Here is a 23,771-nt window from a genome sequence, read left to right on the forward strand (position 1 = left end):
TCAACCCTCCATCACATTGACGTAAGCGCGCCGCAACAGCTCCATTTCCGCTGGCGGCCGGCCGCGTAATTCCGGCAGCGTGCGCATCCGGCAATCCAGGCTATGCATCAAGCGATGCGGCGGATCCAGTAATTTGAAGCGGGCCATATAGACGGTGACGATACCGCCAGGCGTATCGATCAATTCCTTGAAACCCGCTTCGACCTGCAATAAATCGTTATCGAGCCGCAAAATCCGGTTGATTGCGCTGACCAAGGACGAAGGATGCACGCTGACTTTTTCCGATTCGCTGGCATCTTCTTCCAGCGCGCTGGACAAGGCCGGCAACGGCCTGGGGAAGCAGACGCTACCGCCGGCCTGTTGCGCAAACAGAGTCAGGGCGCTGATATCGCCTTTGTAATACAACAGCAGTCTGTGGCTCTCGAAGGCGTCCGGAGTGACGCTTGTCATTGCTTACCCGGCGGCATAGTTATCCCATAGTGATTTAAAACTGCTATCCAAGCGCGACAAGCGGCCGTTAATCTGATCCAGCAAAGGGTACTGCGGAAAGCGGGCCTGGTTGCCGTCGCGATACCATTGTTCCATCGCCTCGGTAAGCTGAGTTCTTTCGGCAAAGCAATCGGCGATTTGCTGCTTCAGCCAACTGATGCTGCGTTGCGGCGCCAATTCGGCAACCCGGTAGCGCAAACCGTTGTTAAAAATCCGCACGCCGCCGCCTTGCGCCGCCGTGTGGTATAGCGCTTCGGTATCGACGATTTCCACGCCAGCCAGATAATCGATGCCAAACTCGTGCAACTGCGGCAACCACGGCACGGTCGGCCCCATCAAGACGGTCTTGGCATGGCTAGACAATTCCACCAGCCTGGGAAAGGTCTTGTTGGGGATGCTGCTGGCGGTCAGAAACACCCAGTCGGCTTGCGGCAATAAAAACTCGCAGGCCGAATCCGGCAAATCGGCGGCCGATGGCTGCCGCTCCAGAATGGTCAAATGCATCTTGTCTTGATAGCAATCGATACCCGGATAACGGCCGATCACCACCACGTTTTTACCCTGCAATTGGGGCAAAAAATAATCGAACACGGCCAGATTGGCATGCTCGTCGTGACTGTCCAGCTCCACCGATTCCGGCAACGGTCTGGCATTGATGCAGCTATTGATAGCAGCCATCGCCACGGTGGCCTTGTAAGGCTCCCATTCGCTAATCCAGGCAGCCAAATCGGTGACCGGCTTGCCGACTAAAGTACCCGACCACGGCAGGGTACGCGTGCTCAAGCCCGGACTCATCGCCAAACCGGCGGTAGCCTTGCCCTGGCATTGGCACAGCGTCCACACCAAGCCTATCATCAGGTTGTCCACCACGGCATCGCTGCTGCAATAATCCAGCAGTAATTCGTACAGTCGTTTTGGGTTAGCCATTGCCCCCCCTTATTGCGGCACGTCCAGCAATTTTGCTTCGGTTTTGATGTTGTCCTGCTGTCCCCAAGCATTGATCCCTTCGACGAACCATTGCTTCTTGGTCGGGTGCGGCTGCACGACATCGTATTCGGCATAAAAACTGCCGTCGCCATGAAACTTGATCTGGCCGATGCGCTGCTTAGTGGCGCTATACCAATAGCCGACCAAATCCTGGCTTTGCGTAAACGGGTCGGTGACCAAACTGAATTCCGCGGCATCGAAATCCGGCAAACTCAATTGTGTCTGCACCGAAAAACCCAGCTTGACGATGTTTTCGGTGATGCGTTGGCAGACGGCCTTGCCGAAAGCGCGTCTGGCTTCGACCTGCTCGGCAACGTTATTGCTGCTCATGCCGCATCCTCCAGCACGGCTTCGGCCAGATCCATGATTACCGAAGCGCCGGACCGGTCTTCCGGATCGAATTGGCGCATCAGCGACAGAATCAGTTGCGCTTCCGCGTCGAGCTGTAGGCGTAACTTGATAAACGCCAGCGCCTTCAAGCTATACAGATAAAACAACGCGATGTCGCTAGCATACATATCCCATTGTCCCAACTCACGCCCCAAGCGCTGATAGTCGGCCGGGAAGCCGCCTTGCCTGGCAGCCTCCTCCAGCGCGGCCATCACCTCGCGCTCCGCCTCCAGCAAACGACCTTGATAAAAATAAAACTTATACAAGGCAAAATAGGTTTGCAGACAACTGCCATCCAATTGTTGCGCCTGTTTGAAATACTTTTCCGCCAAAGGCTTATCGGCATGACTGGCTGCTACCGCCATCTGTAAGAGTTTATTCACCTCTTCCGGCACATCCGGACTGAATAAAACCCGCTCTTCGAGAAACGCAACCCGGCTCATTATTTACCAAACCTCGGCAGGCACTTTTAAGGCTTCCACCGGCGTACCGCCCAACAGATGCTGTTCGATGATGGTTTTCACATCGTCCTTGCCGACCTTGCCGTACATAATCCCTTCCGGGTACACCAGTACGCTCGGTCCCATCATGCAGGGCCCCATGCAACCGGTATTGGTCAGCGCGATGCGCTCGAACAGATTGCGGCTCTGAATTTCGGCCATGAATTCGTTCATCACTTCGGCGCAACCGCTGGCGGCGCAAGAGCCGCGCGGATGACCTTGCGGACGGTTTTGAGTACAGACGAAAACGTGTTTTTCGGGACGTGGCATGATAGTTTTCCTATTTAGTTAGGCTGAAAAGTTCGTGTCGCTATCGCGACGAATTCTTTTAATGCCGGTTCCCGCACCGGCGGGCGGGATACTTTTCTTTGCTTGTCCAAAGAAAAATATCCAAAAGAAATGACACCCTATGCCGCTTATCCCCTTGTGCTCCTCGCTTTTGAACGGGGTTGCCGAAAGGGGCTCCTGCCCCTTCGTCAACGCGCCGCATCCTTGCGGCGCCCCTAACGGGCCGTTCACTCGGTACATCCATGTACCTCGCCCTTCGGGTGCTACGCATGCAAATCGGCTATCCTGCCGATTTGTCCGTTCAAAAACTCCGGTGCTCGGCGCGACATAAGGGAACCGGCCCCAACCTTTGTAGCAAAGGTTGAAACACACCATTGCTGATCGAAGCTAAATACTTTTGCTTACTTAACATCCACATACCTACCGGATTGGTTTTCGTCCCGTATGCCGCGCCGAGCACCGGAGCTTTCGGCGAGATCAGCCCGTGAGGGGAGCGGCAGGAAGCCGCTCGTCGGCAGAGGGCCAAGGATGGCCCTTCTGTCGACCCTCGTCGAAAGCTTCGGAGCGCAGGGAATAAGCGGCATCCGGGTCGCCTTTTCTTTGGTGACTTTCTTTTCGACTGCATGGATGCAGGAGCTAGGGCAACGCATGGAGCAGTTGCCGAGGCGAAGCAAAAGAAAGTTACTCGCTGGCCGGTGCGAGAACCGGCTTCAAATCATCGTCGCGACAGCGACACAACATAGTGCTCGCAGAGACATTGAAAAACGTTTAAGCCGCAGCCTTATGCTGATGCGTAAAACAATCCTTCGGACAAACCTTGGAACACGCCTCGCAACCGATACAGTCGGCGGCGTTTTTCAAGCTCATCACCATGGTGTTATCGTCATCGTCCTCAAAGTCGCCGTAGTCGTCGCCGAAATCCTCGGCCGACAACACCTCGTCTTTTTCGACTAAATCGAACACATCGCGCGGGCAAACCTTGAAACAACGGCCGCAGCCGATGCAACTACGCTGATTAATGTCTGTGACATAGGAAGGCGTCCAGACCGTGCCGCCAAAAGTAACGCCAGTTACAAAATCGCTCATTATCGCCCCCTAAGCCGCCGCGCTGCTGGCAGCCAAGAATTTCTTATTGGCTTCATCCCAGGCTTTGCAAGCATCGTAAGTCGCCTGAGCAATCCCCATCAATTCGCCATAGGCGTCAGGCAGTCTATCTTCGATTAAATCGTGGAGTACCGACGCCGCCTCGTTGGCCTGACGTTTGGTTTTCTTCACTTCTTTTTCCAGTGCTTTAAGTTCTTCGTCGCTCATAATTCACCTCAAGCTTCGGCTACTTCTCTATATTGTTCGATCAACTCGACAGCTTTTTCGACAACCTTCGCGGTTTTTTCCGACATATCTTCCAGGCTGGGAAAACCAAAACGGTGCACATCGCGCAACACTTTGTCGACCACGATCAGCTTGCCGACCAATACCAGGGCCCGGCCGAAACCTTCGTGAGTGATATTGATCACCGGCACCGCCATCAGCCCCCCTTTTTTCTCGACCATGGATGCGATGGAGTTGTAATACGCCTTCACCCTGGCCAGCGTGATTTCATCGGGATCGCCGATAATCGGGGTTTCGCGTTTACGTTCCTTGGTCATCACCAGCGGATCGATGATTTTTTCTTCCGACCAACCGTCATAAGTATCGTAGGTATCGAGCGCCCGAAGTTGTTTGATCATTTCGACGACGATTTCCGAAGTCATGAATGGGTCGCCGGTTTCGACGACGAGTGCGGGTTGTGCCATGGTGGTTCTCCTAAGTTTTTGGGTGGGTAAAACCCACCGAGCTGTTTGAATTCGTTAAAGTCTCTGTTTCCGGTTAGGCGGTAGCCACTGCCCGACTTGACTGGCTAAAATATGCTGCTAGCAAAACGCAATTACTCATCCCAACCCTCTTCTTCCATCGCATTGAACCTTTCCGGACTCGGTCCCTTATGTTGGTTGATGGCTTTTGCCAGCCAGCTGGATGGACCAGCCTTCATTTCGGCCTGTAAATCCGCGATCAAATCCTTGATGGTGCTGCCTTCGTGGACCTTGATCGGCTGGATGCCTTGCGAAATGATTTGTTTGACCGCCGAAGCGCCAATGGCCTGACAATAGACCGCTGCGCAACCGTCCAATAACTGAATCTTGACCGACAATTTGTCTTCGTTACCGTCCTGCGCCAACTCGCCAAACTGGGCGGCTTCCATTAACTCCGACTGCTCCGGATCGACCGCGTAAACGGCAAACGATTTGGCGGAACCGAAGTGCTGATTCACATAAACCATGTCGGTGGTGGCAAAAGCGACTTTGATGGCGGTTTCCATGGAAATCCTCTGTTCGTGAGTATGCAAAACTTGTATACGGCGCGTTAATGACATGACGGCGAGCTGGCTAATCGTTCGGATTCGGGTTTTTGCGCATACGGCGAGTAGTAAGGATCGATCTCTTCATGGGCGAAATTGATCACCAGATTGGCCAGATCGAACAGGGTTTGCCGGGTGCCGCGATAACCAATCCAGGTTTTTTGGTAACCGCCGATGATGTCATACAGCGGAAAGCCGATGCGCAAGATGGGGATGTCCAGCCGCTCGGCGCTGGCGACGGCATGCGAGTTGCCAATCAGCAATTGCGCCTTGCGCTCTTTCGCCATCACTTCCAAATCTTCCAAATCGCCGATCTTGATGCTGTCCACCGGCGCCGTCGCCAACACAGGAGTGTTGCCGGCGCATACCGCGGTCACCACCTCCGCGCCCATGCCTTGCACCAAATGAATCAGGGCATTTAGCTGATCGGGATCGGCGGCGATGGCAACCCGCAGTTGACCGAGCATGAAATGAGTATCCAGCATCGCGTCCTGCAACTGGGCGCGCTGACGCTCGATCTTTTGCGGCACCGGCATTTCGCTGATGTCGGCCAAGGTCGAGATCAAAGCATCGTTGGCTTGCAGGCCATAGAGGTGATCGAAATAGTGGCTAGGCACGCCGGTTTTTTCCTGCAACAGCTCGCCGGACTTACGCAGGGATGCACCAATTATCAAGCTTGCTCTGGCTTCGCCTAAGGTCGCCAATTCCGAGACCGGCGTACCGCCAATAGTCACCGGCGAAAAATCGTCGTCGGTCAGGCTACCGTCCAGGGAGTCGGATAAATCCGGCACCAATACCGGGCGTAAATTGAATTGCTCGATCAAATCCCGCAATGCTTCCAGATCGCCCGGCGTCAGCATAGGACTGACCAAACAGTTGACCTGGCGCTGGCGATTGCCCGGCTTGGTGCCGGCACTAGCCGCGTCCGGCACCAGGGCCTTGACGATTTCGTAAATCGTAGCGGCGTAACCGGTTTCCACGCAGCCGGTGAAATCGGGCGTATTGACCGCAACCACCGCCACGTGGGCGTATTCGGGGTAACGTTCGCGAAACTCGCGGACGTTGCGATGCACGTCGCAACCCTGGGTTTCCGCCAAACCGGTGGTCAACACCGCAATCAGGGCCGGATTGGATTTCTCGGCGATAGACCGAATACCTTCCACGACGTTCTCATCGGCGCCCAATACCGAGCTAGCTTGGTCCATCGCGGTGGTTTGCAACGGGATCGGCTCGCGAAAATGCCGCACGAAAAACACCTTGGCAAACGCGGTGCAACCTTGCGAACCATGTAGCATCGGAATCGCCCGATCGAAGCCCAGGCAAGCCAAGGAACCGCCGGTAGGCTGACTGGCCTTTAACGGATTAACCGACAGGGCTTTGTTGCGTTTGACGATGTTGGCCATGTTATGCCGCCTGAGCCGACAAAGGCTCTGCTGGAATATCCGTAGCAGCAGACTTTTTCAGGCCACCGGTCCGCCAGGGCGGCGTCGCCCGCACGGCTTCCCAAACGGGGCTTTCCAAGGTCAAGGCCAATTGCCGGACCAGTTCCAGCATGCCTTGATAACCTTCGTAACCGAATTCGCGCTCTTGGTTAATGTCCAGGAACGGGATGCGTGCCTTCAAAGCGGTGTACATATTGCGGCCACCGGCGATCAGGATGTCGGCTTTGTAATCGGCGACCACTTTTAATAGTGCTTTGGGACTGCCGTCTTCGATCATCAGGGTTTCTTCACCCATCAGTTCGCGGATACGGGCCTTGTCTTCTTCGGTGGATTTTTTGGTACCGGTCGCCACCACCACCATGCCTAAATCTTGGAGCGCCGAGATCACCGACCAGCTTTTCACGCCTCCGGTAAACAGCAATACCCGTTTACCTTTCAATCGCTCTCTCCAGGGCGTCAAGGCCTCACGGATGCGGCTTTCTTCGCGGGCGATGATGGCTTCAGTGCGTTCGATAAGTTCCGGATCGTTGATCACTCTGGCAAAGTCACGCAAAGCCTGACTGGTGTCGGTAATGCCGTAGAAACTGCCTTCGAACCACGGTGTACCGTAGCTTTGTTGCAGCTTGCGGGCCACGTTGACCATCGCCTTGGAACACACCATCATGTTCACTTCGGCTTTGTGCATGGTCTGCACTTCGCGGAAACGGGCGTCGCCGGACAAGGTGCACAATACGCGCAAGCCCATTTCGTCTAGCAGCGGCAATACATGCCAGAACTCGCCGGCGATGTTGTATTCGCCGACTAAATTAACATCGTGAACCTTGATGCCGGGCCGTTCGGTACCGAGCGGCAATGGGTCGGGATCGCGGGTGCCGATCACATGATTGACCATCGCGTCGCCGGCGATACGGTTACCCAGATTTTTGGTGCCGTAAAAACCAGCGCAATCGATAGGCACGACCGGCACGCCCCAACGTTCGGCGGCGGATTTGCAGGTCGCGTTGATGTCGTCACCCACCAAGGCCGGCACGCAAGTGTTATAAACAAACACCGCCGGCGGATTGTAGGTTTCGATGGCTTGTTTAATGGCGTGAAACAGGCGTTTTTCGCTACGCCCCATCACCACGTCTTGTTCGGTCAAATCGGTGGTCATACCGATTCGGTATAATTCCGAGCCGGAGGAACGGGTGCCGCGGTTGTCCCAGGAACTACCGGCGCAGGCGATAGGGCCGTGGACGATATGAGCGACGTCGGCGATCGGTAGCAACGCGATCTGCGCGCCGTCGAAAGCACAGCCGCCGGCCGCCGAACCGGGTTTAGGTTTAGCGCAGCCGGACTTTTCCTTCTTGTTATGCTCGCAAGCCGGTTCGTCCAGCAATTCCGCAATGTCTTTGGTCGATTTCATGGCATGACACCTCGCTTTTTGTAAATAACAAAGCAACCGGTGTGCCATCTGATAAGACACTGATTTTTATCTGATTTTATTAACTTTAAATTGTAGCAAATACGACAAAACCCGTTTAACAGGGAATGATGACTACAATTGACAGCAATCCTAAGCCACAAATATGCTGATCCCCTGAAACAGCAGCTTAATTTTCTACCGGCAATCTGCGATGACACGAAAACGCAAGCAAACATCACATTACAACCAAGGCGCCTCATTGCCGGTCTGGCGCGAGTCGCTGAATCAAATCGTGTTTGGTTCGGAAAGCCGTGCCGGCAGGGCCTTCGACATCGTGTTGATTGTCGCGATCCTGCTCAGCATAGGCACGGTCATGTTGGATAGCGTCGAAGCATTGCACAAACACTACGCATCCAGCCTGTTATTGGCGGAATGGTTTTTTACGGTGTTGTTTACAGGGGAATATTTACTGCGCTTGGTTTGCGTCCGCCGGCCCTGGCTCTATGTTCGCAGCTTCTTCGGCATCATCGATCTATTGTCGATTCTGCCGACTTATATCGGCTTGCTGATGCCCGGCGTCGAATACATGTTGGCCTTGCGCATTTTGCGCTTGTTGCGAATTTTCAGAATTTTGAAATTGTCCGAATACCTACAAGAAGCGCATATTCTGATGGATGCGCTAGCCAACAGTTTTCGGAAGATCACGGTGTTTTTATACGTGGTTTTGACGCTGGTAGTGGTGTTTGGCGCCTTGATGTATGTGGTGGAAGGCAGCGCCTCCGGCTTTACCAGCATACCGACCTCGGTGTATTGGGCCATCGTCACGATTACCACGGTAGGCTACGGCGATATCGCCCCGAAAACTCCGCTGGGTCAAATGATCGCCTCGGCCATCATGATTATGGGTTATGGCATCATCGCCGTGCCCACCGGTATTTACAGCGCGGAATTAATGAAAAGCCGCAAACAGGATAAAACCGACAATCAAGCCTGCCCCGACTGTGGAGCGGCCGGCCATGATTTCGATGCCGCTTATTGCAAACATTGCGGACACCCGCTGGATGAATAAGAACTCTCGATTCCGCCGCAGTCCGCGATAGCCGGCCTAATAATCAAATCAAGCCGCCGTGGCTCGCCATTCAGCTGCCGCCGTATAGTCGATTCGATTTACACAAAAAGAGGGCCGAATCGCGGCGGAATGCCGACGACTCGACCGAGGGGAACAACTTAGAACGCGCAACCCGATTTGACGCCGAGTTTCTTCAAGATAATTGCCATCGGACAAAATCCGCTGAACGAAGCTTGCAGCAAATTGGCGCCGACGAACGCGGTAAACCACAGCCAATTCGGCGAATGCCAGTGCGCCAGCGCCAAACTGATCAGGATGAACGAGCCGGCAAACGCCATTACCATACGATCTATAGACATGGCCGCCTCCTATTTCAAACGCACCACGCCCATCAGTTTCAGCATCATCCGTTCGTAAAACGGTTCGCTGATGCCTTTTCTGACTTTGCGCATGAAGTACTTTTCGAAACCGATTTTGGCCAGATGCACCCATTTACCTTGATTCGACCAGGTCGTGTTACGTGGCGGAATCTGCGGCACCGCTAGAAACGCCACCCCGCTGTCGCCCAAATCGGCCAGACACAGCGCGCTCAGACTGGGAATATCGGAAGGCTCCTTGCCGGCCAGTTCGTCGCGAATGTTGTGCGCGGTCGCGGTGACCATGGATTCGATCATGTAGCCGGTTTTCGGGGTACCGGTCGGCACCGGGGTTTTTTCCACAGGCGGCAGTGCCACGCAGACGCCGACCGAATAGATGTTTTTGTAAGTCGGATTGCGTTGATGCTTGTCGACGATGACGAAACCGCGCGGATTGGTCAAACCCTCCGCTCCGCTATTGCGCACCGCATCGACGCCGGTAAAGGCCGGCAGCATCATGGAATGCTTGAACGGCACTTCATGTTTTTTCTTTTCGTTGCCGTCGTCGTCGACTTCGGTGACATACATCATGCCCGCTTCGATGCGATCCACCTTGGCATTGGTGATCCATTTGACGGTTTTATCCCGCAGCGCGCTTTCCAGCAAGCCTTTGGTGTCACCGACGCCGCCCAGGCCTAAATGGCCGATATAAGGTTCGGAAGTCACGAAGGTCATCGGCACCCGGTCGCGGATTTTGCGTTTACGCAGTTCGGTTTCCAGAATCATCAGATATTCGTAAGCCGGGCCGAAACAGGAGGCGCCTTGTACCGCGCCGACGACGATCGGCCCCGGATCATCCATGAATCTGTCCCAATCCTGTGCGGCAACCGCGGCATGATCGACATGACAAACTGAGGAGGTGTAGCCGCCATGCGGACCCATGCCCGGCACTTCGTCAAACGCCAGACGTGGGCCGGTGGCGATGACCAGATAGTCGTATTCGACTGAAGAGCCGTCGGCCAGATCGATTTTATTGTTGGCCGGATCCACTTTAGTGGCGGCTTTTTGAATAAAGTTGATGCCCTTTTTCGCCATCACCGGCGCCAGTTCGATTTTTAAATCTTCCGGTTTGCGCCATTTCGGCGGCACCCAAGGGTTGGACGGCACAAAGTGGAAGGTCGGCGAATCCGAAATCACCACCACTTCATGCGCCTTGCCGACAATTTCCTTCATTTCGTACGCCATCGGCACACCGCCGATGCCCGCGCCTAACACTACGATTCTAGCCATGACATTCTCCTCGCTGCTGTTTAGATGAACACTATTGAAGTATTTATTATTTTTATAGCGTTGTTATATGCTTCAAAACCGTGCAACTCAAGAATATTAGAATTTCATGATATACGCAACCGAAATTTTCGGCTTTTTAAGCGGCTTTTGATCCCGATTAAGACTGAGTACAATGCCCGATAGACTTAGCCACTGCGGAACAACACCATGACCGATCGACACGACCCCGAACAAGCCTGGCGCGAGAAGCTAACCCCCGAACAATTTCATGTCTGCCGTGAAAAAGGCACCGAACCGCCATTTACCGGCAAATATACCGATTGCGACGACGCCGGCATTTACCGCTGTGTCTGCTGCGGCCATGCCCTGTTTACCTCAGAGCATAAATTTCATTCCGGTTGCGGCTGGCCTAGCTTCTGGAATCCAGTCGATGCTGACAGCCTCGATCAACAACCGGATACCAGCCACGGCATGCAGCGAATCGAAGTGACCTGCCAATCCTGTGGCGCCCATCTCGGGCATGTGTTTGAGGACGGTCCGCAACCGACCGGCTTGCGCTATTGCATCAATTCCGTGGCGCTGACCCTGGAAAAAAAATCATGACGGCTCGGGAACACGTACGGGATTTGCTGGATTTTATCGACGCCAGCCCCAGCCCTTGGCATGCGGTCGCGACAATAGAACAACGCTTGCAGGCGTCCCAATTCCAACGCATCCAGGAAAGCGACTCGTGGTCGCTAGTGCCTGGCGGCCGTTACTATGTGATCCGCGACGATTCGTCGATCGCCGCGTTTGCGATCGGCAAACAGGATTTGGCGGAAACCGGCTTCAAGATACTCGGCGCTCACACCGATTCACCGAGCCTACGCGTCAAACCGCAACCCGTGCTCGACTCCGACAAACTGCTGCGACTGGCTGTGGAAGTCTACGGCGGTCCGATCCTGGCGACGTTTACCGACCGCGACCTGAGTCTAGCCGGCCGTGTTGCCTATCAGGAAAGCGATGGTCGTATTGCCAGCCGGCTGCTCCGTTTCGACGAACCTCTGCTAAGGCTGCCGAACCTGGCCATTCATATGAATCGCGGCGTCAACGAAGACGGCCTAAAATTGAAAAAGCAAGCCGAGTTGCCACTGATTTTCTCTGCCAGCGTCGAACAACAACTACCCGCCGACCGGTTTAAGCAATTGCTGGAACGCGCCAGCGGCATCGCCACCGAGCAAATTTTGAGCTGGGAACTGAATGTTTACGACACTCAGAAAGGCGCATTCTGGGGCGACGACCAATTGTTTTATGCCGATAGCCAGTTGGATAACCTGGCATCCTGCCATGCCGGCTTGAGCGCATTGCTGGACGATAACGCGCTAAACAGCGGCAACACGCTGGTTTGCGCTTTTTTCGACCACGAAGAAATCGGCAGCGAGAGTTGCAAGGGCGCCGCCGGCAGCTTTTTACCCGACGTATTGGAGAGAATCGCCAACTCGATTGGTAATAAGCCGGACGATTTCCGGCGCGCGTTAGCCAATAGCTTTATGGTCAGCGCCGATATGGCTCACGCCTATCATCCGAACTTCCCGTCCAGCTACGAGCCCGGCCATAAAGTCATCGTCAATCAAGGGCCGGTCATCAAGGTAAATGTTAATCACCGTTACGCGTCCGAATGTGTTTCCGAGGCGACTTTCATCCGCATTTGCCAACAAGCGGAAGTGCCTTATCAAAAATACGCGCATCACGGCGACTTGCCCTGCGGCAGTACCATCGGCCCGATCGCCTCGGCCAAATTGGGCATCCGTAGCGTCGATGTCGGCTCGCCGATGTGGGCCATGCACAGCCTCCGGGAAAGTGCCGGTGTACTCGATCATCTCTATATGATTCAGGCCTTGCGGGGATTTTTCAGCAGCCGATAATTTTTCAACTATCCTTGCCTGATGATTTTATCCGGTAGGGAATAACCTTGGTTTCCGTCTTTTCCACTGATGACGCATTGTTGCTGCGGCGCACCGTTGTGCTCGTCAAATGGCTGCTGCTGTGTTGCTGCGTTAGTCATCCGTCGCAAGCCGACGAAAACAATATGGAATATAAAGTAAAGGCAGCCTACCTTTATAACTTTACCAAATTTATCACCTGGCCGGAAAAAGCCAGTCCAACATTTAATATTTGCATCATAGGCAACGATCCCTTTGGCAAATTGCTGGATCCGCTAGAAAGCAAAACCGTGCTGGACAAGCCGATTCGCTTATACCGATTCGAGTCGGCCAAACAGGCCAAAGATTGCGATATCGTCTATTTTGACAACACCGATCAGCGTGCGGACCTCGCCATACCTGGCGTATTGTTGATCGGCTCGTTGAAAAAAGCATTGACCGTTAGCAGCCAGCCGTTCTTTGCCGAATCCGGCGGCATGATAGGCTTCGCGCTAGACGATGAAAAAGTCAAACTACACATCAACCTTAAGGCGTTAAAGCAAAGTGGACTCAATGTTAGCGCCAAACTGCTGGAAGTCGCCACACTAGTGGAAGGAGGCGAACATGAGTGAATTGTTCGCCCATCTTTCCATAAAAGCCAAACTATTTACGATTGCCATTACGTCCAGCCTATTTTCAATGCTGCTGGCTTTGGTGATTTTAGTCACGGTTAACATTTCGGATGTCAAAAATAAGGCCCAGGATGACTTACTGGCGGTAGCCGGCTTGATCGCCAACCGTAGCGTGGCCGCCATCATGTTTGACGATGCCAATTTGGCTAAAGAAAACCTAGTGTCGTTGAATAGTCTGCCGGACCTACGCAGCGCCTGTGTTTACACCAAAAAAGGCCTGATTTTTACCTCGTTGGACAAGCAAACCGATGCCTGTCCAAGCAGCTCGGAAGGTTTGCATACCCATTACGATAGACTCAATCTCTATGTTTACCAGCCGATGCAGGTGGACAACGATATTGTCGGTGCGATTTTTCTGGCGTCCGATCTCAGCACGGTTTTCTGGCGTGAGCTGAAGTTTGTCGGCGTGGTATTGATTGTATTGTTTGTAGCACTATCCATTACCTTCCTACTGACAGCACCATTGTTAAACCGGGTTGCCAAGCCGATCGCGCAACTAGCCAGGACGGCTCAGAAGGTCAGCACCGATCACGATTACTCCCTGCGCGCCGCCAGGCACAGTAGCGATGAAATGGGCATTCTGGTCGATGCCTTTAACGACATGCTGGATACCGTTGAGATTCAGAATAAAGCTCTGGTTAGCGTCAAAAACAATTACCAAGCACTTTACGATAATAATCCGACCATGGTCTTCAACCTGGACATGCAAGGACAAATCATATCGGTGAATCGTTTTGGTGCTAGACAGCTAGGTTTGAGCGTTGAAGAATTGCAAGGCTGTTCGATTTTCAATTTCGCCCATCCCGAAGACATTAACAACTGTCACCAACTCTTCCAGCATTGCCGCAATCACCCGGAAAAAGTGCATAAGCTGGAAAGCCGTATTGTCTGCCGCAACGGCAATATCATTTGGGCGAGGGAAACCGCGCGCCTAGTCAAAGACGAAAGCCATCGCCAACACCTGTTGCTGGTCTGCGAGGATATTACCGAAACCCGGCGCCTGTCTGAAAAAATCGCCTACCAGGCCAGCCACGACGAATTGACCGGCCTGGTTAACCGGCGCCAATTCGATATCCATATTCAAAACTTGGTGCTGCAGGCGCAAAGTGACAATAGCGAACATGTATTGTGCTATCTGGATCTGGATCAATTCAAAATCGTCAATGATACTTGCGGCCATCTGGCCGGCGACGAATTGTTGAGACAACTCGGCGAGGTACTTAGGCAACAAATACGAAAAATGGACATCCTGTCCCGGCTGGGGGGCGACGAATTCGGCATCCTGATGTCCTACTGCTCACTGGACCAGGCCGTCATCACCGGCGAAAAATTGCGTACTGCCGTTTGCGACTTCCAATTTGCTTGGGAAAACCGCAGTTTCAATATTGGCGTCAGTATCGGCATCGCCCCGATCAATCGCGCCTGCGGCAACGCGGTGGATGTGTTGAAAGAAGCCGATGCCGCTTGTTACGCCGCCAAGGAAAAAGGCCGCAATCGGGTACATGTATTTAGTCCGGACGACGAAGAATTGACGATGCGCCAGGGCGAGATGCAATGGGTCGAAAAAATCCGCCTAGGCATCGAGCAAAACCGTTTCCAATTATTCGGCCAATTGATTGTACCGATAGCCGATAGCCATGAAGGTTTACATTTTGAAACCTTGATCCGCTACCGCGACGATCAAGGCAAAATCATCCCGCCTGGCGCCTTCCTACCCGCGGCGGAACGTTACAACATGGCCGCCCCCTTGGACCGCTGGGTAATCGCCCGCTTGTTCGAATATTTGGCGACCGCCCCCGATTTTTTGCAGCGCTTGGAAATGTGCTCGGTCAATCTGTCCGGCCTATCGCTATCGGATCAGACCATGCTGGGCTTTATTGACGAACAATTCCAAAAATGGCAGATACCGACCCACAAAATTTGCTTCGAAATTACCGAAACCGCCGCGATCAGCAATTTATCCTACGCCCGGCAATTTATCGATTCGCTACGCAAAAAAGGCTGCTCTTTCTCGTTGGATGACTTTGGTAGCGGCTTATCGTCATTTGCTTATCTGAAAAATCTACCGGTCGATTACCTGAAGATAGACGGTCTATTTGTTAAGGATATTTTGGAAGATCGGGTGGATTTGACTATGGTTAAAGCGATCAATGAAGTGGCGCATGTGATGGGCAAAAAGACTATCGCCGAATTTGTGGAAAACCAGAATATTTTCGATCTGTTACAAACCTTGGGTGTGAATTACGCGCAAGGCTACGGTATTGCCAAACCTGTACCCTTGCGCGAATTATGAGAGACATTATGTTAGACACTCTGAAAAATCGGCTTTTCAAACCTTCTCTATTACTGAGCATACTGGGTCAACCCGCCTTTGCCGAGCAAACGATGAACGACTTGATGGACTTGTCGCCAGCCGAATTAGCGAATATTTCGGTCAGCATCGCCTCCGGCACCGCCAAGCCGATATCGCATTCGGCAGCGGTAACCAGCGTCATCACCGCCGAGCAAATTTCCGCAATGGGCGCAACCGAACTACATGAGGTATTGGAAACCGTACCCGGCATGCATGTCACCATCCAACCGGTGACGAACGATTACAATTACACCATGCGCGGCATGCGTAACGACACCAATGCCGAAGTGTTGCTCATGCTCAATGGCACCCGTTTCTCGGTACCTTATCAAGGCACACACATGGCGGGAATGATCATTCCCGTCGAGAACATCCAGCGGGTTGAAGTGATCAGGGGTCCAGGCTCGGCGCTTTATGGCGCTGATGCGTTTGCCGGCGTGATCAATATCGTCACGAAAAAGGCGGCTGATATAGACGGCTTTAACGTTGGCGCGCGCGGCGGCAATGCCGACACCAAGAGTACCTGGGGACAATACGGCGGTAAATGGCAAGGTTGGGATGTGGCTGGTAGCCTGCAATATAGCCATAACGGCATCGATCCGGATCGAGTCATTACCGCCGATGCGCAAACCCAGCTCGACCAAGCGCTCGGCACGAATATATCGCTGGCACCCGCGCCCATGCAAAACCAGAATGAGCGCTGGAACGGCCATCTCAATCTACAACGCAAGCACTGGGATTTAGGATTTTGGGCATTTAACGAATCGGATTACGGATTCAGATCCGGTGCTTTCGGCGCTTTAGACAATAAAGGAAAAGGCAACGGCAGCAATTATCTTGCGGACGTACGTTATTCCACCGAAGACGACTTAGAAGACTGGGAACTGCAAGCCCATGCCAGCTTGTTACATACCGATGTCTCCGCCAATATTTACGGATTTCCGGCTGGTGCTATTTTACCGATCGGAGCGGACGGCAACATCAATCCGTTTGCACCTCGTGGGCTAGTGGCATTTCCGGACGGTCTGCGCTTCATTCCGGGCTTTAAAAACACCGTCCCAAGCTTCGAATTTACCAGCATTTACAAAGGCTTGCCTGACCACTTAATACGCCTGATCACGGGCTTCCGCTATGAAGAAATGAATACCCAGGAAGCCCGAAATTACGGTGCCGGCATTCTGGACCGCTTTCCTTTACCGGCCGTAGCGGGCGGCCTGCAGGATGTAACCGGCACGCCATTAACACTGATAGACGATCACCACAGAGACATATGGTCGATGGCGATCCAGGACGAATGGCAGTTTGCCGAAGATTGGCATCTCACCACCGGTCTGCGTTACGACCATTACTCCGACTTCGGCAGCACCTGGAATCCACGCGCCGCCCTGGTTTGGGATATCAATCCACAGTTAACCGGCAAACTGCTTTATGGCCAAGCTTATAGAGCACCCAGCTTCCTGGAGCAATATCAGCAAAATAGCCCGCTTTTCCTGGGCAATCCGACCTTGCGCCCGGAAACCATCGAAACCACCGAACTGGCATTTGATTATCGCCCGACGAAAAGCCTCAGGACAGCCCTGAATTTATATCATTATGAGATCCACGATTTAATCAGCGGCCCAATTTCAAGCGCCACCACGCTTACCGAGCAAAACACACTCGGGCAGGATGGCTACGGTAGTGAATTCGAATGGGATTGGAAGTTTCATCCGGACTGGAATCTGCGCGGTAATTACGCTTGGCAATTTGCCCGATACGAAGCAACCCATGAGCGGGTTAGCAATGTGCCGGAGCATCATGTCTACACCGCACTAGCCTGGAATTTTATGCCGAAATGGCAGATTCAAACGCAAATCAACTGGGTAGGTCACCGCGTTAGCAGCCCGGACGATACGCGAGTTTTAAAAGATTATGAAACCGTCGATTTGACTTTAAACGCTAAAAAGCTGATGGGTTACTTGGATATAACCGCATCGGCTCGCAACCTGTTAGATAGTCATGGCAAGGAGCCGGCGACTTCCAGCTACCCCTATAATCTGCCGATCGCTGGACAAACTTTCTATTTCGAAGCGGCTATACACTTTTAGCTAAACCGTTTGAACCAGATAATTTTGATGAATGGCATCCAGCACATAAGTTACGATCTTGCGGCTTAACCAAGCCTCGCCGGCAGCCACCGCCCGGATCATCCTGTTGATATACGCGGCCAGAGATTGACTATTTTGATAGCCTTTAGCCCCGGCCATCACGCAATCCAGAATTTGTTCTTCCCGTAGATCATCACCGATGATGACTATATTGCTCAACGGACTAGCGCGGAGCAATAGGTTGGTATAGTCGGCGGTTTCACTGCCGCGCATTGCAAAACTCAATAAAATCAATCCGGGTTGATATCGTTCGGCGGCATTAAGCGCCTGGATCTCGTCAGAATAAAAATCAACATCCGCTTCCGCCATTAACAGGTGCGGTTGTATTTGTCCGACGTTATCGATTACTTGAATTTTCATGGTGAAACTTGTGTTTTTAGCTGGTTTGACGGTGAGCAAGCTTGGTTATCGAAAACCGATAATCGTTACCCAACCGACTAAACTTTAAAATAATCAGCTGGTAACGTCGATAAAACCATGCAATCCACGCTTGGAATCGACTGCCAGCCACTGCTTTAAGTATTGCAGCTCTTCGGTAGATTGCAATTCATCCAAGCTTTTTTTATTTTTCAGCAACCTGAATGCCGCCGACAATACTTTGTAATTTTCGCCAACAATTCCGGCCCGTCTCAAGCCGACAATATTGAGCCGATAATGTTTGGCCGGGCGTCCACCGATCAGCATAAAGGGAATCACGTCCATGTTGATGCCGGTGGTGCCTTGAACGATGGCATAAGAGCCGATCCGGCAAAATTGGTGCACGACTACAGCCCCGCCCATAAACACGTTGTTGCCGACTTCGACATGGCCGCCGATCGCCACGTTGTTGGCAAAAATAGTCTTATCGCCAACCGCACAGTCATGCGCAACATGGCTGTTATTCATAAAATAACAGCCCGAACCGATCTTGGTGGCTCCGCCTTCCTTGGTGGCGCGATGCGCGGTAAATCCTTCCCGAAACACATTGTTATCGCCGATTTCCAACCACGACTCGGTCTGCGCTTGGAAACCGAGATCCTGCGGCAAACCACCCAGTACGGCATGCGGATGCAGGATGTTACCGTCGCCCATTTTGACACGGCCATGCACCACGGCATGCGCGCCGATCTGGCTGTTCGCGCCAATTGCCGCTCCGGACTCGATCACCGCAAACGGCCCAATACTGACATTTTCGCCCAATATTGCGCCGGCTTCGATAAAAGCCGTTGGATGAATCAGTGTCGTCATGGTTAGCCTCTTGGATGATGTTGGGTATGTAATGCTTTCAATCGCTGCTGGGCGATATGTGTATAAATTTGGGTAGTCGATAAGTCAGAATGACCGAGCAATAACTGGACGACGCGAAGGTCAGCACCATGATTCAGCAAATGCGTGGCAAACGCATGCCTCAAGGTATGAGGCGACAAGTGTTTATCGATACCCGCCAACTGAGCATAACGTTTGATAATATGCCAAAAGGCCTGCCGGGTCATACAACTGCCTCTGGCAGTCACGAACAAATAATCGCTTTGTCTGTTCCCCAGAGTGACTTGCCTAGCACCGTTCAGATAACGCTCCGCCCAATCCATGGCTTCCTCGCCCACCGGCACCAAACGTTCCTTGTCGCCTTTCCCGACGATACGGACACACCCCTGCCGAAAGTTGATCTGACTGAATTTGAGCTCGACCAGCTCGGAAACCCGCAAACCGGTAGCGTACAACATCTCCAGCATGGCTCTGTCTCTGAAACCTAGCATATCGCTGATTTCGGGAGTCTGTAACAACAGTTCGACATCGGCTTCGGACAACGATCCAGGCAGGGAGCGCCCAAGCTGCGGCGCATCGATTAGTTGAGTAGGATCGACGCTGATTTTGCCTTCGCGCAGCATATAACCGTAAAAGCGCCGCAAACAAGACAATATCCTGGCCGAGGAACGGCTTGTGATACCTTGCTGCTGCCGGTTAGCCAGAAAGTCCTTGATGCAAGCTTCGTCTACCGCCGTTAAATCCTTTTCCTTCACCCATTTCACGAATAGCCTGAGGTCGCTACCGTAGGCCGACAGGGTATTGTCGCTCAATCCGAACTCCAGCCAGAGCGCGTTTAAAAAATGCTCTATCGTCTGCCCCGAATTCATTACCCGGCTAAACTTACCTTACGTTCATATTCCAGTAGGCGGCGCTTGAATTCCACAAATTCACCATCAGCCTGCCCCATAAAACCACCAATACCATTTTTTGCCACCACACGATGGCAGGGAATAATCCCGGCATAGGGGTTATTACGGCAAGCACCGGCCACCGCCCTTGGCCCCGAACTCAACATACGCGCCAGTCCCGAGTAAGTTTGGGCTTGACCAACTGGAATAGCCAATAGTGCTTTCCAAACCGCATTGCTATAGGCGCTACCCTGACTTAGCAACGTAACATTCAGCTCGGTACCTGCCGGATCGAGCAAATAGCGCCGCACTTGTGCCGCCAACGGAGATAGAGCCTCCGTAGAGTCAACGCCGATATGCCAAGATGAGTCAATCACCACTTCGCCAACCAGAGTTAACTTCAACTCGGCGTCCAGCAGTGGCACGCTGACCGCCAACGTTTCCCCGCTCGCAACGGTTTGCCAAACAATATTTAGCGGCATAACAATTCTCTTGCTGTCGGCAAAAAAAAAGGCAGCTCGGGCCGCCTTTTTCCTATAGATCAGAAGCAACCGATCAGGTTACTCTCCGTATCAAGAAAGTCTTTCTTTGATACGAGCCGCTTTACCGGTCAAATCGCGCAGGTAATACAGTTTCGCGCGACGAACATCGCCACGACGTTTAACTTCGATGCTGCCAACCGATGGGCTGTGGGTTTGGAAAACACGCTCAACACCAACGCCATGCGAAATTTTTCTGACGGTAAATGCTGAATTCAAACCGCGATTACGTTTGGCAATCACGATACCTTCAAAAGCCTGTAATCTTTCGCGAGTGCCCTCGGTAACCCTTACTTGCACCACGACAGTATCGCCAGGGCCGAATTCCGGCACATCTTTTTTCAGCTGTTCAGCTTCCAATTCTTCAATAATTTTACTCATAACCACACCCTATTAAACAACTTCAGTTCTAAATTCTTTCAACAAAGCATCCTGCTCTGCGCTTAACGTTATTTTTTCAAGCAAATCCGGCCGTTTCAACCAAGTCCGCCCCAAAGCCTGCTTCATGCGCCATCGCTTGATTTCTGCGTGATTCCCGCCTAGCAACACTTCCGGGACATCACCAAACTCGTCGCGCTCGGGCCGGGTATAGTGCGGACAGTCCAACAAACCATCAACATGCGAGTCTTGTTTAGCCGATTCCTCGTCGCCCAGCACACCTGGAATCAAACGCGTAACTGCGTCGATCACAATCAAAGCCGCCAGTTCGCCACCGCTGATCACATAATCGCCCAGCGACCATTCTTCATCGCAAACGTTCTGGATAAAACGTTCGTCAATTCCCTCATAGCGGCCCGCAACAAGAATCAATTGTTCGCAGCGACTGGCATCCTGCAATAATTCCTGACTAATTAACCGTCCCTGAGGACTCAGATAAACTACTTTACGGGTGGCAAAGACCTTATGCTGCTTAGCCGCATTGACCGCATCGAGCAAGGGCTGACATTTCATTACCATGCCCGGCCCGCCGCCATAGGGTCTATCATCCACGGTTCTGTGTTTATCGTGGGTATAATCGCGAGGATTCCAAATGGACAACCCAACCAAGCCACGCTCGATGGCTCTACCAGTTACTCCGTAACCAGCCGCATCTGACACCATCTCGGGAAAGAGACTGACAACATCGAACCGCATATCTTGACTTAAAAATCAGGATCCCAATCGACGACAATCACGCCACCGTCAAGATCGACTTTCAAGATGGTGCTTTGCTGCAAAAATGGAATCAGACGTTCGATATCGCCATCGACGACGACCAATACATCATTAGCGCCGGTTTCCAGCAAATGATCGACCTTCCCTAACTTGCAGCCCTCTTGATTTTGCACCTCAAGCCCAATCAAATCAGCCCAATAATATTCGTCGGCATCAGGCTTAGGCAATTGCTGTCGGAGTATCAGGATATCCGATCCCATCAATTCGGCCGCCGCATCCCTATCGTTAATATCCTGCAAGTTGGCAACCACCAAGCTACCTTGACGGCGACCACCAAGCAGTTTAACTTCGTGGATTTGGTTATTTTTCCGCAAAATCCATGGCGAATACTGCAATATATTTTCGCGGGGATCGGTGAAAGAATACACTTTTACCCATCCTTTTACACCGAAAACGCCAGACACTTGTCCGACGTTCAAATAATCACTCGTCGGCAAAGCTTAGACTTTAAGCGACAGTTTTAGCGGCGTCTTTAATCAATCTAGCAACACGATCAGTCGGTTGAGCACCATTGGTTTTCCAATATTGGACACGTTCGCTGTCCAAAACCAATCTTTGCTCGCCACCGCGCGCCAAAGGATTGAAAAAACCTACGCGCTCAATGTAACGACCATCGCGACTGCTTCTGCTGTCGGTAACAACAACATGATAGAAAGGACGATTCTTAGCGCCGCCTCTGGACAAACGAATGCTTACCATTTGGATACCTTAAAAAACATTGAATCAAAAAACTTAATCAAACTATTCTACGCGATTTTTACAATAAGTGAAGAACAAATTACGAGAATCACATTCTCATGCCACGCATATTGCTCTTCAAGCCGCGCATCATGTTAGCAATATTGCCCTTGCTGAACTTCTTCATCATTTTTTCCATCATTTGATGCTGCTTCAGAACACGGTTCACGGCCTGCAAATCCAACCCGCAACCATCGGCTATTCGCTGTTTACGGCCACCTTTAATTAGATCGGGGAAACGCCTCTCCTGCTTGGTCATCGAGTTAATAACGGCAATTTGATGCGCCAAATCTTTGTCATTGACTTTGTCTTTGATGTCCTTGGGCACACCGCCCATACCCGGCAACTTATCCATCATAGCGCCGAGTCCACCCATATTCTGCATCTGTTCTAGCTGCTCCTTCAGATCGTTCAAATCGAAGCTCTTGCCTTTTTGCAGTTTTTTGGCCAGCTGCTCGGCTTTTTTCTTGTCGACTTTCTGCTCGATATCCTCGATCAGCGACAACATATCGCCCATACCCAGGATGCGCGAGGCAAGTCGATCGGGATAGAAAGGCTCCAAGGCATCGGTTTTTTCGCCGACACCGATAAATTTGATCGGTTTGCCGGTAATATGCCGGATAGACAGCGCCGCACCACCACGCGCATCGCCATCGGCCTTGGTCAGAATCACGCCGGTTAAGGGCAAGGCATCATGGAAAGCCTTTGCGGTATTCGCCGCATCCTGACCAGTCATGCTATCCACCACGAACAAAGTCTCGATAGGCTTGATCGCCGCATGCAGCGCCTTAATCTCCGCCATCATCTCGTCATCGACATGCAAACGACCGGCGGTATCGACGATCACCACATCCAAAAACTGGCGTTTAGCCGCGTCTATGGCTCTGTTGACGATATCAACCGGATTTTCGCTGGCATCGCTTTCGAAAAATTTCAATCCAACATCAGCGGCCAATGTCTCTAATTGCTTAATCGCCGCCGGACGATAAACGTCGACGCTGACCACACCGACTTTTTTCTTTTTCTTTTCCTTAAGGTGGCGACCTAATTTTGCCACCGTCGTGGTTTTACCGGCACCTTGCAGGCCGGCCATCAACACGATCGCTGGTGGATTGGTGCGCAGATTTAGCTCTTCGTTGGCGGAACCCATCACCTTGACCAATTCCGATTGCACCACCTTGATCAGAGCCTGCCCCGGCGTCAAACTAGTTTGGACTTCCTGACCCAGTGCTCGCTGGGTAACCTGCTCAATAAAATCGGTTACCACCGGCAAGGCAACATCAGCTTCCAGAAGCGCCATTCGCACTTCGCGCATGGTGTCCTGGATATTGCTCTCGGTCAGACGACCCTGGCCTTTAATTTTTTTTAATGTGCCACTCAGGCGATCGGATAAATTATCAAACATATCTGCGTCTTTATTTTTCTATGATTCCGGCGAAT

Annotated in this window: 28 protein-coding genes; 6 read left to right on the forward strand and 22 right to left on the reverse strand. The window is 52.3% G+C overall.

Annotated features, from left to right (window positions below; all coding sequences use genetic code 11):
- The 11 genes from QZJ86_RS16685 to nifE all read right to left on the reverse strand — a co-directional run bounded on the left by QZJ86_RS16685 (nt 1) and on the right by nifE (nt 7,896).
- Nucleotides 1-450: a hypothetical protein gene (locus tag QZJ86_RS16685; RefSeq protein WP_301671607.1), complete on the reverse strand. Its 450-nt coding sequence runs from the start codon at nt 448-450 to the stop codon at nt 1-3.
- A 3-nt stretch (nt 451-453) separates the two neighbouring features.
- Complete coding sequence (locus QZJ86_RS16690) at nt 454-1,416, reverse strand: DUF364 domain-containing protein (RefSeq protein ID WP_301671608.1); 963 nt, start codon at nt 1,414-1,416, stop codon at nt 454-456.
- Nucleotides 1,417-1,425: 9 nt separating this feature from the next.
- Nucleotides 1,426-1,806: a hypothetical protein gene (locus QZJ86_RS16695; RefSeq protein ID WP_301671609.1), complete on the reverse strand. Its 381-nt coding sequence runs from the start codon at nt 1,804-1,806 to the stop codon at nt 1,426-1,428.
- Complete coding sequence (locus QZJ86_RS16700; RefSeq protein WP_301671610.1) at nt 1,803-2,309, reverse strand: hypothetical protein; 507 nt, start codon at nt 2,307-2,309, stop codon at nt 1,803-1,805. Before QZJ86_RS16700 ends, QZJ86_RS16695 begins: the two co-directional genes overlap by 4 nt.
- A 3-nt stretch (nt 2,310-2,312) precedes the next feature.
- On the reverse strand, nt 2,313-2,636 hold the full coding sequence (locus QZJ86_RS16705; RefSeq protein WP_301671611.1) for a (2Fe-2S) ferredoxin domain-containing protein: 324 nt from the start codon (nt 2,634-2,636) through the stop codon (nt 2,313-2,315).
- 786 nt (nt 2,637-3,422) lie between these two features.
- Nucleotides 3,423-3,740 (reverse strand): ferredoxin III, nif-specific, encoded by a 318-nt coding sequence (gene fdxB / locus QZJ86_RS16710; RefSeq protein WP_301671613.1) that lies wholly within the window; start codon nt 3,738-3,740, stop codon nt 3,423-3,425.
- Between the two features lie 9 nt (nt 3,741-3,749).
- On the reverse strand, nt 3,750-3,965 hold the full coding sequence (locus QZJ86_RS16715) for a CCE_0567 family metalloprotein (RefSeq protein WP_301671614.1): 216 nt from the start codon (nt 3,963-3,965) through the stop codon (nt 3,750-3,752).
- Nucleotides 3,966-3,973: 8 nt separating this feature from the next.
- Nucleotides 3,974-4,447 carry a NifX-associated nitrogen fixation protein gene (locus tag QZJ86_RS16720; RefSeq protein WP_301671615.1) on the reverse strand — a complete coding sequence of 158 codons (474 nt, stop codon included), beginning with the start codon at nt 4,445-4,447 and terminating at the stop codon, nt 3,974-3,976.
- A gap of 131 nt (nt 4,448-4,578) precedes the next feature.
- Nucleotides 4,579-5,010, reverse strand: a complete 432-nt coding sequence (gene nifX, locus QZJ86_RS16725; RefSeq protein ID WP_301671616.1) for a nitrogen fixation protein NifX — start codon at nt 5,008-5,010, stop codon at nt 4,579-4,581.
- Nucleotides 5,011-5,054: 44 nt separating this feature from the next.
- Complete coding sequence (gene nifN / locus QZJ86_RS16730) at nt 5,055-6,452, reverse strand: nitrogenase iron-molybdenum cofactor biosynthesis protein NifN (protein WP_301671617.1); 1,398 nt, start codon at nt 6,450-6,452, stop codon at nt 5,055-5,057.
- A 1-nt stretch (nt 6,453) separates the two neighbouring features.
- Nucleotides 6,454-7,896, reverse strand: a complete 1,443-nt coding sequence (nifE, locus tag QZJ86_RS16735; RefSeq protein WP_301671618.1) for a nitrogenase iron-molybdenum cofactor biosynthesis protein NifE — start codon at nt 7,894-7,896, stop codon at nt 6,454-6,456.
- 211 nt (nt 7,897-8,107) lie between these two features.
- Here nifE and QZJ86_RS16740 point away from each other — a divergent pair, with 211 nt between their 5' ends.
- On the forward strand, nt 8,108-8,965 hold the full coding sequence (locus tag QZJ86_RS16740; RefSeq protein WP_301671619.1) for an ion transporter: 858 nt from the start codon (nt 8,108-8,110) through the stop codon (nt 8,963-8,965).
- 158 nt (nt 8,966-9,123) lie between these two features.
- Here QZJ86_RS16740 and QZJ86_RS16745 read toward each other — a convergent pair whose 3' ends face one another.
- Together QZJ86_RS16745 and QZJ86_RS16750 are read right to left on the reverse strand one after the other, a co-directional pair.
- The gene (locus tag QZJ86_RS16745; RefSeq protein WP_064007949.1) at nt 9,124-9,324 is read right to left on the reverse strand and encodes a YgaP family membrane protein; all 201 of its coding nucleotides are present in this window, start codon (nt 9,322-9,324) and stop codon (nt 9,124-9,126) included.
- Nucleotides 9,325-9,333: 9 nt separating this feature from the next.
- Nucleotides 9,334-10,611 carry an NAD(P)/FAD-dependent oxidoreductase gene (locus QZJ86_RS16750; RefSeq protein WP_301671620.1) on the reverse strand — a complete coding sequence of 426 codons (1,278 nt, stop codon included), beginning with the start codon at nt 10,609-10,611 and terminating at the stop codon, nt 9,334-9,336.
- A 207-nt stretch (nt 10,612-10,818) separates the two neighbouring features.
- Here QZJ86_RS16750 and msrB point away from each other — a divergent pair, with 207 nt between their 5' ends.
- The 5 genes from msrB (at nt 10,819) to QZJ86_RS16775 (ending at nt 17,644) form a co-directional block, all read left to right on the forward strand.
- Nucleotides 10,819-11,214 (forward strand): peptide-methionine (R)-S-oxide reductase MsrB, encoded by a 396-nt coding sequence (msrB, locus tag QZJ86_RS16755; protein WP_301671622.1) that lies wholly within the window; start codon nt 10,819-10,821, stop codon nt 11,212-11,214.
- Complete coding sequence (locus QZJ86_RS16760) at nt 11,211-12,515, forward strand: M18 family aminopeptidase (protein ID WP_301671624.1); 1,305 nt, start codon at nt 11,211-11,213, stop codon at nt 12,513-12,515. Before msrB ends, QZJ86_RS16760 begins: the two co-directional genes overlap by 4 nt.
- A gap of 164 nt (nt 12,516-12,679) precedes the next feature.
- The gene (locus QZJ86_RS16765; protein ID WP_301671626.1) at nt 12,680-13,144 is read left to right on the forward strand and encodes a YfiR family protein; all 465 of its coding nucleotides are present in this window, start codon (nt 12,680-12,682) and stop codon (nt 13,142-13,144) included.
- Nucleotides 13,137-15,497 (forward strand): EAL domain-containing protein, encoded by a 2,361-nt coding sequence (locus QZJ86_RS16770; protein WP_301671627.1) that lies wholly within the window; start codon nt 13,137-13,139, stop codon nt 15,495-15,497. The genes QZJ86_RS16765 and QZJ86_RS16770 overlap by 8 nt, the downstream gene beginning before the upstream one ends.
- Before the next feature lie 8 nt (nt 15,498-15,505).
- Nucleotides 15,506-17,644, forward strand: a complete 2,139-nt coding sequence (locus QZJ86_RS16775; protein ID WP_301671629.1) for a TonB-dependent receptor plug domain-containing protein — start codon at nt 15,506-15,508, stop codon at nt 17,642-17,644.
- On the opposite strand, the gene QZJ86_RS16780 is transcribed toward QZJ86_RS16775, so the two are convergent.
- The 9 genes from QZJ86_RS16780 to ffh all read right to left on the reverse strand — a co-directional run bounded on the left by QZJ86_RS16780 (nt 17,645) and on the right by ffh (nt 23,736).
- On the reverse strand, nt 17,645-18,064 hold the full coding sequence (locus tag QZJ86_RS16780) for a helix-turn-helix domain-containing protein (protein ID WP_301671630.1): 420 nt from the start codon (nt 18,062-18,064) through the stop codon (nt 17,645-17,647).
- A gap of 93 nt (nt 18,065-18,157) precedes the next feature.
- Nucleotides 18,158-18,931 (reverse strand): acyl-ACP--UDP-N-acetylglucosamine O-acyltransferase, encoded by a 774-nt coding sequence (gene lpxA / locus QZJ86_RS16785; protein ID WP_301671631.1) that lies wholly within the window; start codon nt 18,929-18,931, stop codon nt 18,158-18,160.
- 2 nt (nt 18,932-18,933) lie between these two features.
- A complete protein-coding gene (gene xerD, locus QZJ86_RS16790; RefSeq protein WP_301671632.1) occupies nt 18,934-19,818 on the reverse strand; it encodes a site-specific tyrosine recombinase XerD in 885 nt (294 codons plus the stop codon).
- Nucleotides 19,818-20,390, reverse strand: coding sequence for a methylated-DNA--[protein]-cysteine S-methyltransferase (locus QZJ86_RS16795; RefSeq protein WP_301671633.1), 573 nt, complete (start codon nt 20,388-20,390; stop codon nt 19,818-19,820). Before QZJ86_RS16795 ends, xerD begins: the two co-directional genes overlap by 1 nt.
- A gap of 21 nt (nt 20,391-20,411) precedes the next feature.
- Nucleotides 20,412-20,759 (reverse strand): 50S ribosomal protein L19, encoded by a 348-nt coding sequence (rplS, locus tag QZJ86_RS16800; RefSeq protein WP_301671634.1) that lies wholly within the window; start codon nt 20,757-20,759, stop codon nt 20,412-20,414.
- Nucleotides 20,760-20,771: 12 nt separating this feature from the next.
- Nucleotides 20,772-21,512, reverse strand: coding sequence for a tRNA (guanosine(37)-N1)-methyltransferase TrmD (gene trmD / locus QZJ86_RS16805; RefSeq protein ID WP_301671635.1), 741 nt, complete (start codon nt 21,510-21,512; stop codon nt 20,772-20,774).
- 8 nt (nt 21,513-21,520) lie between these two features.
- The gene (gene rimM, locus QZJ86_RS16810; RefSeq protein ID WP_301671636.1) at nt 21,521-22,030 is read right to left on the reverse strand and encodes a ribosome maturation factor RimM; all 510 of its coding nucleotides are present in this window, start codon (nt 22,028-22,030) and stop codon (nt 21,521-21,523) included.
- A 10-nt stretch (nt 22,031-22,040) separates the two neighbouring features.
- Complete coding sequence (gene rpsP, locus QZJ86_RS16815; RefSeq protein ID WP_301671637.1) at nt 22,041-22,292, reverse strand: 30S ribosomal protein S16; 252 nt, start codon at nt 22,290-22,292, stop codon at nt 22,041-22,043.
- Nucleotides 22,293-22,380: 88 nt separating this feature from the next.
- A complete protein-coding gene (gene ffh, locus QZJ86_RS16820) occupies nt 22,381-23,736 on the reverse strand; it encodes a signal recognition particle protein (RefSeq protein ID WP_301671638.1) in 1,356 nt (451 codons plus the stop codon).
- Between the last annotated feature and the right edge of the window lie 35 nt (nt 23,737-23,771).

Origin of the sequence: Methylomonas montana, assembly GCF_030490285.1 — a bacterium.
Taxonomy (GTDB): domain Bacteria; phylum Pseudomonadota; class Gammaproteobacteria; order Methylococcales; family Methylomonadaceae; genus Methylomonas; species Methylomonas montana.